The following is a 13,457-nucleotide window of genomic DNA, read 5'->3' as shown; positions in this document are numbered from 1 at the left end:
GCTTTAAAGCTTGATAAACGAAGAAAGCGAGAGTCTCAGTAATCATGCGGTCTTTGTCTACAGTATGGAGTGATAGGAAGCGTCCAGGAAAGGTGATAATCTCTGCGCGAACTGCTGATCCTCGTCACATTGTATGAGTGGTGCATCAATCGTAGTACTTAGCTCGACTCAGGACATATGCGTACGATCACACATCTGCGCTGACACAGTAGCTTATAGAGAACACAGCCCTAAAATACTGCCTAAAAACAGAAAGAAGCCTGTAGAAGGCTCTTTAAGTGGTCGATTTTTCCTTTTACGTCGAATTAGCAGCCATCATAACGTGATTACAGAACTCATCGCCTCACCCGTCTAGACTACGTGCGGCTTAACGTGATTGCGCTACTACCACACTGGACTGACTCACTGTAGCGATACACCCATAGCCTTTCAATGTATCTTAAGAGACTGGCTAATGCTCAAAAATACAGAATTTGCACAAAAGTAGCCGTTAAGTCACTACACCTTTGAGTTGGGATAATACGGACACAGTAGAGAGAAAACAACTGCAAGCTGCTGTAGCACTGGGAAGCTCTATTAATTTGCAAGGGGTGAAAGGCGTTATTCAGTTTCGCGTCGCCAGTGCGATCGCACCAAACGAATTTCGTCGTAGCCGTACATCTCGCCTAAATGGTCACGAATGCCAGTCAGCGAGTCGGGACCAACGGCATTAATAGCTTGCCAAATTTTGTCCTGGCGATCGCTGGGTACTAATTGATCCAACACGACTGGGTAGCCCATATCCAGCAATTCTGCCAAATGGCTCATAATCGTGCTGAGACGAAAGTTACGCTGCTCGGCAATAAGGACAGGTTTTAGCCCTTGCTGATGCAGTGCGAGCGTTTCCAATTGAGTTGTGGAGGCAAGACCAGGCTGTGGCGTTGGTTCCAATAACGGCGCAGGCGCAGCGTCTGTCTGCAACGCTAGCCCTCGTTCTTGTCGAAACGCTCGCACTTCAGCGATAAAGTCATCGCCGTACTGCGCCAATTTGCGGCTACCAACGCCCGAAATTTTGGCGAATTGGGCAAGGGTTTGAGGCTGAAGGTTTGCCATTGATCGCAGGCTGGAGTTGGGGAACACGACATAAGGCGGCACCGATTGTGCATCTGCCAGCCGCTTGCGGAGCTTTTGAAGACGATCGAACAACGCTTCTGTTTCAGCGGTATCGACTGCCGTTTCAGTAACGCTGCGCTCTGGTTTTGCCTGGTCAACGGCGAGCATGACACTGCGCTGCTTTTTCAGCACTTCCCAACTCAGATTATTCAGTTGCAGTACTGAATAGCCGTCTGTCGTTTCATCGACCAGGCGTTGATGCAGGAGCGATCGCCCTAGCAAGCGCCACTCTTCTACACTACGGTCTTTGCCAATGCCGTAGGTAGACAGTTTGTCGTGACCTAACTTCAGCACCCGTTCATTTTTTGAGCCGCGAAGTACGTCGATCGTGTGATTGATACCAAAATGCTGCCCTTTTTGGGCAAAGCGAGCCACGCAGGACAGGAACATCTGTGCTTCTAGCGTCCAGTCTTCGATTGGCTTGGGGTGGCAGCAGTTATCGCAGGTGTCGCAATTGCCAGGAAAGCCTTCGCCAAAATAGCCAAGCTGAATGGTGCGGCGGCATTCCGTTGCTTCGGCATAGTTGATGACCCGCCGGAGTTGCTGTGTTGCAATCCGTTGTTCAGCTTCTAACGGTTCGCCCGTCAGCGGATCGACTTTCTGAGCAATCAGGAACTCCACAGTTCTGATATCACCCACACCGTAGAAAAGGGTACAACGAGACGGCTCACCATCACGTCCGGCTCTGCCCGACTCCTGGTAGTAGCCTTCAATGTTACGGGGCAAGTCGTAGTGGATGACAAAACGCACGTCCGGTTTGTTGATGCCCATCCCAAAGGCAACTGTGGCGACCATCACCCGCGCGTCGTCCCGAATAAATTTGTCCTGGTTTTCTTTCCGCACGGCATCGCTCAAGCCTGCATGATAAGGCAGGGCTGAAATGCCATCCTGTTGCAGCTTGGCAGTGATTTCATCCACCCGTTTCCGACTCAGGCAGTAGATAATGCCTGCGCCTTCGGTACGCTGTACTTGCTGAAAGAGGTCGGTATATGCCTGCCGCACACTGCTTTTGGGGCGTACTTCGTAATACAGATTAGGGCGGTTAAAGCTGGCAACATGGATGTGCGGCTCGTGTAGCTCTAGCTGACTCAAAATATCGTGCCGTACGCGCTCAGTGGCAGTAGCAGTCAGCGCCAGGATAGGAATGATGCGATCGTCGTTTTGATAGCGATGCCGTAACCGCCGTAATTGACGATACTCTGGGCGAAAGTCATGTCCCCACTCTGAAACGCAGTGTGCCTCATCGATCGCAAACGCCGAAATGCCCACCCGCACTTTCACCTGATCCAAAAAGCCCAAAAACGATTCACTCAGCAGACGTTCGGGAGCCACATAGACCAGCTTGATTTTGCGATCAAGAATGGCAGCCTGACGCGATTGTGACTCTGCTTGGCTGATGCTGCTGTTTAGCAACGTAGCGGGAATGCCGTTATTTTGCAGCGCCTGCACCTGATCTTGCATCAGCGCAATGAGAGGCGACACAACGATCATCACGCCTTCTTTCAGCAGTGCGGGCAGTTGGAAGCAAAGTGATTTGCCGCCGCCCGTAGGCATGATGACAAGTAAATCGCGATCGTGGAGGGCGTATTCCACCATCTGCCGTTGCCCCGGACGAAAGCTGTCGTAGCCAAAGTAATGCTTGAGCGCCTGTTCGAGTGAGGCAAACTGAGTTGTAGCGTAGGGAATGCTGGCTGTCATGAAGGGTTGCTGGATGCACTTGGAACCAGGGTGTCCACGCAGTTTAAACCACTATCCAGGGCTTTGTGGAGAAAATGAGCCGCGATTTTTAGCATCAACGGCGATCGCGCTTTGTAGACTCAGACATCCTTGTAATCCTGGAACAAGATGTATATAGCGAGACAACTACCTGTAACCGCTAAAATGGAGCCTGTTGTGTCGGCGCAATCTGGGACGTATGACTACTGCCACTCCGGTGAAAACTCAATATGAAGCTGTGATTGGGTTGGAAACGCACTGCCAACTCAGCACACAAACAAAAATTTTCTCTAATAGCTCTACAGCCTTTGGTGCCACGCCCAATACGCATATCGACCCCATTTGCCTGGGTTTACCAGGAGTGCTGCCAGTCCTTAATCAAAAGGTGCTGGAGTACGCAGTGAAAGCAGGCTTGGCGCTAAACTGCCAGATCGCGCCGTACAGCAAATTCGATCGCAAACAGTACTTCTATCCTGATTTGCCCAAAAACTACCAGATTTCGCAATTTGACTTGCCGATCGCCGAACATGGCTGGGTCGAAATTTCCCTCTACGACAAGGAAACAGGCACTGCTACTAAAAAACGCATCGGCGTGACCCGTCTACATATGGAAGAAGACGCAGGCAAGCTAGTGCATGGCGGCAGCGATCGCCTCTCTGGTTCCACATACTCGCTGGTAGACTACAACCGCGCTGGCGTACCCCTCATTGAAATCGTCTCCGAGCCAGATCTACGCACGGGTCGCGAAGCCGCTGAATATGCTCAGGAAATCCGGCGCATTGTGCGCTATCTGGGCGTGAGCGACGGCAATATGCAGGAAGGTTCGCTCCGTTGCGATGTGAATATCTCCGTGCGTCCGGTTGGGCGTGAGGAGTTTGGCACCAAGGTCGAAATCAAAAACATGAACTCGTTTAGCGCCATCCAAAAGGCGATCGAGTTTGAGATTGAACGGCAAATTGAGGCGATCGAGGCAGGCGAACGCATCCTGCAAGAAACGCGGCTCTGGGAAGAAGGCGCTCAGCGCACCATCAGTATGCGGCTGAAGGAAGGCTCTAGCGACTACCGCTATTTTCCTGAACCCGATTTGGGTCCGATCGAAGTTCCAGCGCAGCAGTTGGAGTCATGGCGATCGGAATTGCCAGAATTGCCCTACCAAAAACGTCAGCGCTATGAAAGCGAACTCGGTTTGTCGGTTTACGATGCACGCATCTTGACGGATGACCAGACGATCGCCGCCTACTTTGAGGCAACGGTTGCAGCAAATGCTGATCCTAAACAGGCAGCAAATTGGATTATGGGCGACATCAGCGCCCACCTGAACAACAACAATAGCTTGAGCATCACGGATCTCCCGCTGAAGCCTACTGATCTAGCCGAACTCATTGGCTTAATCGACAGCAACACCATCAGCAACAAGATTGCCAAAGATGTACTGCCAGAATTGCTGGCTCAAGGTGGTTCACCGAAAGCCTTAATTGAACAGAAAGGGTTAATTCAGATTTCGGATACAGGCGCTATTGAGGAAGCGATCGCCGCAGTCATTGCTGCTCACCCCAAAGAGCTAGAGATGTACCGCAACGGCAAAACCAAGATGTTGGGCTTCTTCGTCGGGCAAGTGATGAAGCAAACAGGTGGTCGCGCCGACCCCAAACTTACTAACCAACTCCTTGCAAAACAGCTTAATAGCTGAAGCTGACGCAAGGTTTAAGGCAGTAAATAGCTGTTTCTTCGTCAAAAAAACATAAATAGGGGGTGACACCCCTCACCCCTTAGGTGCCATAATGTGTTTAGTAGATGCACCCTGATGATAGGGGGAGACGCTTTGGCGACTCTCCCTTTTTTTGTGTAAAAAGCTGACATGAATTTTGAAGCCAAGTCCAAGCATAAGTTTGGAGTAGAGGATAGAGTCGTGATGTTCTCTTTGACTGCATCCTAATTCCTTGCCTGTAGCGGAACGCAACAACCCAAATAGCTAGATTAAGGTCATAAATGGTAATACGCCGCCGCCATAAATTTGTTACCCTGCTTGGGCTGTCTGCTGTGTGTCTTTCGCTGTTGCTACTGCCAAGCGATCGTGGCAAGAGCCAGACCTCTAATTCAAACCAGAACAGTGTTGTGCCTGCAGAGGTAATAGAAGGTCTCGAAGATCCCGATCCACAAGTGCGCCTTCTGGCGGGCGAGGAACTTTACCGAGGGGATATTCAGAAAGAGGCGGCGCTCGCTGTGATCGTTGCTACCCTCAAAGATCCTAATCCAGAAGTACGGCTCCAAGCGGCTCAGACGCTTTACCGAATCGGTATGCAGAAAGAAGTAGCGATCGCTGTGATCGTTGCTACCCTCAAAGATCCCAATCCAGAGGTACGGCTCCGAGCGGCTCAGACGCTTTACCGAATGGATGTTCAGAAAGAAATGGCGATCGCTGTGATCATTGCTGCCCTTAAAGATCCCAACCCAGGAGTGAGGAGACTGGCTGTTTGGAGGTTGGGAATGAGTAGAGATACTCAGATAGAAGGTGTCATCCCAGCTTTGATCGTAGCGCTCAAAGATTCAGATGAAGCTGTGCGGTTGGCAGCCACAACCATGATTGCGGAATATGGTCCACGGGCAGAAGCCGCGATTCCGGCACTACTTTTTGCTTTGAAAGACCCCATGGTGGACATTCGCTTCGAAGCTGCCAAAGCATTGGTCTCTACGGGAACAGCCGCCGAAGCCGCTATTCCTGATCTAATTAAGGCTTTATACGCTTCAGAAGCTGATGGAGCTATGTATGCATTAACTGGTATTTGTTCAGCACTAAAGGTTGTGCCCCCCGAGTTAATTGCAACTCTAAGACAGAGCAACACCGCCGCTCGAGTGCAGAGCGCTATTGTCTTAGGTGAGTTAGGGGCGCTTGCCAGCATTGCAGCTCCAGAATTGACTATCGCTTTGCAAGATTCCAGTCTACATGTGAGGTTCTACGCCGCCACGGCACTGGGAAAAATTGGTAAACCAGCGAGCGCAGCAGTTCCAGCCCTGACGCGGCTGCTTAAAGACCCTTATGAAGGCATGCGGGTAGCGGCTGCCTCGGCTCTATGGGACGTTGGAGCTAAACCAGAAGTCGTGTTGCCAACCTTAATTGCTGGGGTTAAAGCTCGATATGCTGACAGCCCGGCTAAACCGGGTGATGCTGAAACGACTCGATTCAGTGCAATTTCTACCCTGGGCAAAATGGGCGCTGTGGCAAAAGCTGCGATTCCAGCGTTGACGATTGCCTTAAAGGATGAAGATGGACAGATGCAATGGGCTGCTGCCCGGTCACTGGCAAAAATAAAGGGAGCGCAAGATGGAGATGTTTCGCTGTTGCTGATCAATCTGAAGTATTCAAGTGCATACGAAGAGGATTCACCCGAACAGACGATTTCTAATCTGGCAAGGCTGGGGGAAAAGGCAAAACCAGCCTTGCCAATGTTGCTAACGATCTTAAAGCAAGACCCCAATTACCGGATTCGCCGAGATGTGCCCTTTGCTTTAGTTGCTATCAGCCCTAACGATAAAACAGTGCTTGCCACCTTAATTGCTGCTTTGAAGGATCGAAATGAGGAAGTTCGAGCTTCTGCTGCATACGCCTTGGGAGAGATTGGACCCGCCGCGAAGGCTGCCGTCCCTAATTTAGTTGCAGCTTTGAAAGCTCGCCCTGTCGATCGTCAGCCAAATTTGGATCATGTGCCTATAGCAGTTGCATTGATCAATATTGGGGCAGCGCAAGATGTTGCAGTACCCGTCTTAGCAGCAGCATTCACAGATGGCACCTGCAATGTTCACTATGGACTCTGCACTAATGCTGCTAAAGCGTTAAGGAAAGCAGGCAGCGACACGAAAACGGCAAGCTCAGCTCTCGTTAAACTGTTGCCTAGAGTTGAGGCCTCCGATCAAGTTGGTATTGCGCTCACGCTTTTAGATCTGGGTGCAGAAATTGAGCCAGCGACAACGGCGCTCGTTGCCGTCGCTAACAGAACTGAGAAATCGCCGATTACTTCAAGTGATCCTAAAGCCGAGTGGAATGGGAGCGATCGCCGCTACCTTGCCTATCGAATGGCAGCAATGGTAGAGCGGCTTCAGAAAAATCCCGAGCGCTTATCCACAGCAGAAATGGCAGCAACTGTTGCCAGTCTGGAACAAGTGTTGCAAGTGTTAGCAACGCCGAAGGAACCGAAAGTCTCGGATGCAACATTAGAGCGCATTAGGCGAGCGATCAGTGTCCTCAAAGCTCAGAAAAGCCTGTGAGTGGTTAATGCTTGTTGTTGCAGCGGCGAGCGTGTTCTGTCCTTTCCGTCCCAACTGCTAGCCACTAACGCCAGAACTATCCCTGCCCCTGATATAATCGCCTGTCAAGCAGTGATTACAGTGGAGGCAAGCATGGCAGACTGGCAGGAAATTCCTGGAAGCATTACGGCTCCCAAAGGCTATCGCGCAGCAGGAATCAAAGCAGGGCTCAAACCATCGGGGTTGCCTGACCTAGCGCTGATCGTTTCTGATGTGGAGGCGATCGCGGCTGGAGTCTTCACAACCAGTCAAGTGCGAGCGGCATGCGTAGACTACTGTCGAGAGCGGCTTCAGGCAAAAGCGGGTGCCCACGCCATTTTATGCAACGCTGGGCAGGCAAATGCGGCAACGGGTGCAATCGGTTGGGACGACGCACTGGAATGTGCAAATGCCCTTAGTCAGACGTTAGGGGTGCCGTCAGAGTCGATTTTGCTTGCCTCAACGGGTGTCATTGGTCAACGCATCAAGCTGGATGCACTGAAAGCGGCTCTGCCACAGCTTGTTGCCACTATTTCAGATACGGGTGCAGACAGTGCGGCGAAGGCAATTACAACAACAGATTTAGTCACAAAGTCGATTGCACTAGAAACGACGATCGGCGGTCGACCTGTTCGCATCGGGGGCATTGCCAAAGGGTCTGGGATGATTCACCCCAACATGGCAACGATGCTGGCGTTTGTCACTTGTGATGCCGCTGTATCACCACCACTTTGGCAGCAAATGCTAAGCCGAGCAGCAGACCGCAGCTTTAACCAAATTACAGTAGATGGCGATACCAGCACAAACGATTCACTGATCGCGTTAGCGAATGGACAGTCGCGCACACCTGCCATCACCGAAGCCGGAGCCGAAGCCGAGAAGCTAGAGGCAATGCTAACCGAGGTCTGCATCTATCTGGCAAAGGCGATCGCGCGGGATGGCGAAGGTGCAACGTGTCTCGTCGAGGTGCAGGTGACCGGCACAAATGATGATGCAGAAGCACGCCAAATTGCCCGCACGATCGCCGGATCATCCCTGGTTAAAGCCGCCATTTTTGGGCGTGACCCGAACTGGGGCAGAATTGCAGGCGCAGCAGGACGTGCAGGCGTGCTGTTCAATCAAGACGACCTGCAAATCCAGCTCGGCGACTTTCTCATGATGCAGAATGGTCAACCACAGTCGTTCGATCGCGATGCCGCCAGTCACTACCTTCGCCAAGCAGCATTAGGGGCTTATCTAAAAGAGGATACGGTGACGATCGCTCTTCGGGTCGGCAATGGTACGGGGTCTGGTCAAGCCTGGGGCTGTGACCTCAGCTACGATTACGTCAAAATCAACGCAGAATACACAACTTAATTAAACGCTCGTCGTTTGGGCGATCGCCCCATGCAGGTCAAGCTGAAGCAAATGTACTGTCACCGCAAAGTCTTGCTCTGCCCACGCATGGGCGATCGCATCACTTACAGCCTGTGCTGTGTCCTGATGCGCTAACGCCAAAAGTGTTGGACCCGCACCACTAATGACCATGCCATACGCACCTGCCTCCAGCGCTGCCGTCTCCACCATCTTGTAGCCTGGAATCAGCATCTGCCGATAGGGTTGATGAAGGCGATCTTGCAGAGCAGCCTGTAACCAATCGCCCTGCCCCGTCTCTAGACCACGCAACAGCAAACCCAGATGCGCTACGTTGAAAATTGCATCAGCACGACTGTACGTAGGTGGCAGCACCTGTCGCGCTTTTTTCGTCGAAAGTTCAAAGCCAGGAATCGCCACGATCGGTACAATGCTGTGATGCCAGGGAATCTCGCAGATCTCCCAGCCATGCTTTACACCTGTAGCAGCAAGACGACATCCACCTAAGAGTGATGGCACTACATTATCAGGATGCCCTTCGATGGCGATCGCCAGTTCAATGACCTCAGCTTGTGTGAGCGGCGCACCTGCCAGGGCGTTCGCACCCACCAAGCCACCCACAATCGCTGTTGCCGAACTACCTAACCCACGTGCTAGCGGTACACCTAACTGAATTTCAATCGCAATCGGTGGCGGCACTTGCTTGAGGTGCTCGTACACCTTGACAAACGCTTGATAAACCAGATTGCTACTATTTGTCGTGACTCGTTCTGCCTCAGCACCGATCGCCGCAATGCTGAGCTTCGCCCCTGGCGGCAATAACGAAAACCTGAACTGATTGGAAAGCGTCAGCGCTGCTCCCAAACAATCAAACCCCGGTCCCAAATTGGCGGTGGTCGCTGGAACAGTAACAGTAACGGTAGAAATCACAAAAGCGCGTTAAAACGGAACCGTTCCATTTTCCCACGATCGGGCAAGGAGTGAGGGAAGAGGGGGAAGCAAGGGAAGCGGCGAAAGCATTTTAACTTTTGAATCAATTTATCCTTTAGCCTTCATCCCTTATCCTTTAGCCTTCATCCCTTATCCTTCTGCCACCACCCGAAACCCAACATCATACAAATGCGTGTCGGGATTAAGCTTACTGCGAAAGGCAGAGCGGCAGGCTTTGGGTCCGCTATTCCAGGAACCGCCGCGCAGCACACGTTGGTCAGTAGTACTGTTTTCGATCCAGGCAGTACCGTCGGCAGGAGCACCGTTGTAGCTATCATGCCAGCAATCAACGCACCATTCGCGCACCAGCCCATGCATATCGTAAAGACCAAAGGCATTGGCGATCGCAAAACTGCCAACTGCGGTCGTTTCTCGGCGATCGCTCCCAGTGGTACCTTTGCCATACGAGCCTTTGCTGCACACTTTACCCTCGTACTCCCAATCAATGCCCGAATAGTTGGCTAACTCAGTTGTGATGGTTTCACCAAACCAGAAGGGAGTCGTGCTGGTGGTGCTCCGCACGTCCTCACTGACGGGTATATCACCTGTCGGCATCGGGGACGCGCGGCAGGCATATTCCCACTCGGCTTCGGTGGGCAGTCGATAGCGGCGTCCCGTTTGAGCAGAGACGCGATCGCAGAACTCAATTGCGTCTTGCCAAGAGACTTGTTCAACTGGACGGGTTGCACCTGTAAAGCAAGATGGCTTTGGCGGCAGGGGATGATTAACTTTTGGTAATGCGGCAACTACACTCCACTGAGCCTGCGTGACGGGATACTTACCCATCCAGAAAGGAGCGATCGTGACAGTATGTTGTGGCGTTTGACTAGGATGCCAACCTTCCTCAGTATTGGGTGCGCCCATCCTAAAGTTGCCGCCTGGAACTGCCACCAGCTCCAGCATAATGCCCTGCCCCAAGTCATCAATCCGATGCGGAGCCGACAGACGACGTTGCTCTTGAGTCTGTCCATAAACATCAACCGTAAGAGTGTCAAACTCAAAAACGGACGCAGCAGTCATAAAGAGTAAGATGACTAGAATCTAGTGAGTATTGGCACTTAAGCAAGTGTGCCCAAAAGAACATTACCAGATACAGCCAGGTAAAAGCATCGATCGCTGCCTAGCATAAACTAGACTCTCTAAAAGACGCTCTAAGCTAGTATGGTTACGGCTATCTATACTGCTAGAGCGCACAAGCAAGGCTGTGGTATTAGTCTTCACTTGTAGAAGTGATTTTCCGCCTTCTATTCGCACTCACTTATGACATTTACTTCGGCTCGATCGCTGAATGACCCAAGACCGCAAAGATCTGGCGCTGCTCAAACAGTTCGACCAAATCACTATTTAATTTAGACTGCGCGGCTTCTTGCCGCAAAATCTTGAGCGCTGTTGGTACAGAAAGGCTACGTTTGTAAGGGCGATCGCCCGCCGTCAGCGCATCGTAAATATCCGCAATCGCCATCATTTGCGATTGAATGGGAATATCTACTTGCTTTAATCCCAATGGGTAGCCGCTACCATCCATCTTCTCATGGTGCGCGTAGGCGATCGCAGGTACGTTCTGAAGCTGTTTTGTCCACGGTATCCGCTTCAAAAACTCATAGGTATGGGTAACGTGCGACTGAATAGCATCGCGCTCTGCTAACGTTAACGTGCCACGCGGTACCATAAGCTGAGCCATTTCCTCCGCAGAAAGCAAAGGCTTCATCGAACCGTCAATATCCTGATATGTATACTGTGCCAGTTCACGCAACTGATCCAATGGTTCTTCAGCCAAAATGCGCGGCTCATTTGTTTCCACCAGTAGCGTCCAGTAACGATCAAGTTGGGCAATCGCCTGCGCCAGTTTTTCATCCAGTGTGCTTAGTTGTTGGCAATGAGAGCAAGCGTCTTCGCTATGGTGCGTAGCCTGATAACTGGGATGCTCCACCAAATGTCTAAACTTTGCCTGGGCGCACTCCACTTCCAGCGTTCGTTGCGCTAGCGCAAAGCGGTTTCGCACCACTTCAAGCTGCATCGGAAACAGTTTTTTCTGCTTGCCCAGGATTGCCTCTGGCACACCTACCTTACCGAAGTCGTGTAGCAGTGCAGCGTAACGAATCTCCTGTATTTGACGATCGTTAAAGTAAATCGGTCGAAGATGACCGATCGTCACAGCACTTGCTTCCTGGCTTAACCGCACCGTCAAATCTGCCACACGCTCTGAGTGCCCAGACGTACAGGGGTCGCGTGCTTCAATGATCTGCACCGACGCTTTGACAAACCCCTCAAAGAGATTTTCGATGCTTTCTTGAAGCTGGTTGCGCTCAATGCAAATGGCTGCCTGACTCGCCAGCGATTGAACAACCCACTTTTCCCAATCTAAATAGGGCTGTGTTATGTCCAGCGCATTTTCAGGCGTAATGACCAACTCCGGTCGTACCTTACGGTTAATGAGTTGGAGTACGCCGATCATCTCTCGATCCTGGTTCTGCATAGGCAAGACCAGCACTGATCGCGTCCGGTACGCAATGCTACGGTCAAAACTGCGGTCGAGCTGATACGGTACACCTTGCGGCAGGTCATACGCATCCGGGATATTTAAGCTTTTGCCTGTCAGCGCGACGTAGCCAGCCAGACTCTTAGGAGTCATCGGCATCGCGAACTCTCGAAACGATGACACTGGCTGCGAAAAATTTTGTGCCACTTTAAACCACAGGCATGGCTCATTACCACTGCGATCGACAAGGTAAACACTGCCTGCATCGCTACAGGTAATTTCACGGCACTTCGTCAGAATGAGTGTTAGTAACGCACTCAGGTCATGAGTACTGGAGAGCGCTGTGCCGATCGCTAGAAGCTGTTCAATCAAGCCAGAGCGCTCAGTCGATTCTAAGAAACGATCCTGGCTCTCAGTCATATCCAATCCAACCTCGGAAGGGCAAGCGGTTGTCATCTTGAGTATTGGGTAAACAGAGTCACTGGCTTTCAAGTAAGGATGCTTCAAACGAAAAAGCAACGCTTAAAGACACAAGAAGCAATAAGACACTTAACTTCCCCATACTTAGCAGACATCAACTAGACTTGCCAGGTTGGCATCACCGAGCGACCGCGCCGAGCCTTGTCTTTATGGCGTACTGTCTCTAAAGCGCATTAATTTAAACGCCTTACTCACTAGGATAGTCCAAGCCAAAATATTTTTGAAAAACAACCGTACCACTTAATCAAATCTATATTAAACTTATACTCTGCAAACAAATATAGCAACAACTCATAAAATACCCTTTAAAAAACTATCCGCTCCCATTAAGCGTTCTATATATAGAACAACTTATATGGGAGCGGTGTAGCGGGTCTTCAAACTGAAACCAGACTGCCGGAAGGAACTCCGAGTCAGCCATTTTATCCTCGTTCACTAAAACCCCTCACTAGGAGATTTAATGTAACTCGGCATCAAGGTTGACTGTTAGAGAACAGCCCCGGCACTCAGCCGGCTAACTTCAGCTTGATGACCCAAGCATTTACTACTATCTGACATGGGCATCACCTCCTTAATCCTAAACGGTTGTAATTTCAAAAGGTTGGAACACTCTCGCTCCAAGTGGCTGACCACTTCACTTAAGATAACACACGTAATTAGAGATTGGGGAGCAACTCCGTCAGCAAATTTAGATAGGTGAAAGAGTGAAGCGGTGACGTGCAATTAAGCACTATAAGCAAGAAAAAACCCTCGCAAGCGCGAGGGTTAATGCCTGACTAAAACAACTTGAAAACAAGTTGAACTCTAGACCTTAGAGAGCGTTACCACGTGGGAGTACCTCTTCGGGGAAGCTAAAGTTTTCATGAGGCTGGTCTTGAGGTGCCATCCACGCGCGGATGCCCTCATTCAGCAGAATGTTCTTGGTGTAAAACGTCTCAAACTCCGGGTCTTCCGCTGCACGCAACTCTTGCGACACAAAGTCATACGCCCGCAGGTTCAACGCTAA

8 protein-coding genes are annotated in these 13,457 nt (G+C 51.0%); 3 read left to right on the top strand and 5 right to left on the bottom strand.

All coding sequences use genetic code 11. The features are described 5' to 3' along the window. Positions 1 to 600 precede the first annotated feature (600 nt). Positions 601 to 2,850 carry a DNA helicase RecQ gene (recQ, locus tag H6F76_RS09125; RefSeq protein WP_190507596.1) on the bottom strand — a complete coding sequence of 750 codons (2,250 nt, stop codon included), beginning with the start codon at positions 2,848 to 2,850 and terminating at the stop codon, positions 601 to 603. 217 nt (positions 2,851 to 3,067) lie between these two features. On the opposite strand from recQ, the gene gatB reads away from it, so the two are divergent. The 3 genes from gatB to argJ all read left to right on the top strand — a co-directional run bounded on the left by gatB (position 3,068) and on the right by argJ (position 8,505). Continuing rightward, on the top strand, positions 3,068 to 4,558 hold the full coding sequence (gene gatB / locus H6F76_RS09120) for an Asp-tRNA(Asn)/Glu-tRNA(Gln) amidotransferase subunit GatB (protein ID WP_190507594.1): 1,491 nt from the start codon (positions 3,068 to 3,070) through the stop codon (positions 4,556 to 4,558). A 299-nt stretch (positions 4,559 to 4,857) separates the two neighbouring features. Further along, positions 4,858 to 7,131 carry a HEAT repeat domain-containing protein gene (locus H6F76_RS09115; protein WP_190507592.1) on the top strand — a complete coding sequence of 758 codons (2,274 nt, stop codon included), beginning with the start codon at positions 4,858 to 4,860 and terminating at the stop codon, positions 7,129 to 7,131. 132 nt (positions 7,132 to 7,263) lie between these two features. After that, positions 7,264 to 8,505: a bifunctional ornithine acetyltransferase/N-acetylglutamate synthase gene (argJ, locus tag H6F76_RS09110; protein ID WP_190507590.1), complete on the top strand. Its 1,242-nt coding sequence runs from the start codon at positions 7,264 to 7,266 to the stop codon at positions 8,503 to 8,505. Here the strand turns inward: argJ and thrB are convergent, their stop codons facing one another. The 4 genes from thrB to H6F76_RS09090 form a co-directional block, all read right to left on the bottom strand. Further along, complete coding sequence (gene thrB, locus H6F76_RS09105) at positions 8,506 to 9,432, bottom strand: homoserine kinase (RefSeq protein ID WP_190507588.1); 927 nt, start codon at positions 9,430 to 9,432, stop codon at positions 8,506 to 8,508. A gap of 150 nt (positions 9,433 to 9,582) precedes the next feature. Further along, the gene (locus tag H6F76_RS09100) at positions 9,583 to 10,512 is read right to left on the bottom strand and encodes a formylglycine-generating enzyme family protein (protein ID WP_190507586.1); all 930 of its coding nucleotides are present in this window, start codon (positions 10,510 to 10,512) and stop codon (positions 9,583 to 9,585) included. Positions 10,513 to 10,759: 247 nt separating this feature from the next. Next, positions 10,760 to 12,391 carry an HD family phosphohydrolase gene (locus tag H6F76_RS09095; RefSeq protein WP_190507584.1) on the bottom strand — a complete coding sequence of 544 codons (1,632 nt, stop codon included), beginning with the start codon at positions 12,389 to 12,391 and terminating at the stop codon, positions 10,760 to 10,762. A gap of 871 nt (positions 12,392 to 13,262) precedes the next feature. Further along, positions 13,263 to 13,457 (bottom strand): photosystem II protein D2 (locus H6F76_RS09090; protein ID WP_190507582.1); only part of this gene is annotated, 195 nt, incomplete at its 5' end.

Source organism: Leptolyngbya sp. FACHB-321, assembly GCF_014695975.1.
Lineage (GTDB): Bacteria > Cyanobacteriota > Cyanobacteriia > Leptolyngbyales > Leptolyngbyaceae > Stenomitos.
This window is presented reverse-complemented; position numbering and strand designations above follow the sequence as displayed.

Coding starts and splice junctions, on each gene's coding strand:
- recQ (WP_190507596.1), bottom strand. CDS start 2,850: ATGACAGCCAGCATTCCCTACGCTACAACTCAGTTTGCCTCACTCGAA.
- gatB (WP_190507594.1), top strand. CDS start 3,068: ATGACTACTGCCACTCCGGTGAAAACTCAATATGAAGCTGTGATTGGG.
- H6F76_RS09115 (WP_190507592.1), top strand. CDS start 4,858: ATGGTAATACGCCGCCGCCATAAATTTGTTACCCTGCTTGGGCTGTCT.
- argJ (WP_190507590.1), top strand. CDS start 7,264: ATGGCAGACTGGCAGGAAATTCCTGGAAGCATTACGGCTCCCAAAGGC.
- H6F76_RS09100 (WP_190507586.1), bottom strand. CDS start 10,512: ATGACTGCTGCGTCCGTTTTTGAGTTTGACACTCTTACGGTTGATGTT.
- H6F76_RS09095 (WP_190507584.1), bottom strand. CDS start 12,391: ATGACTGAGAGCCAGGATCGTTTCTTAGAATCGACTGAGCGCTCTGGC.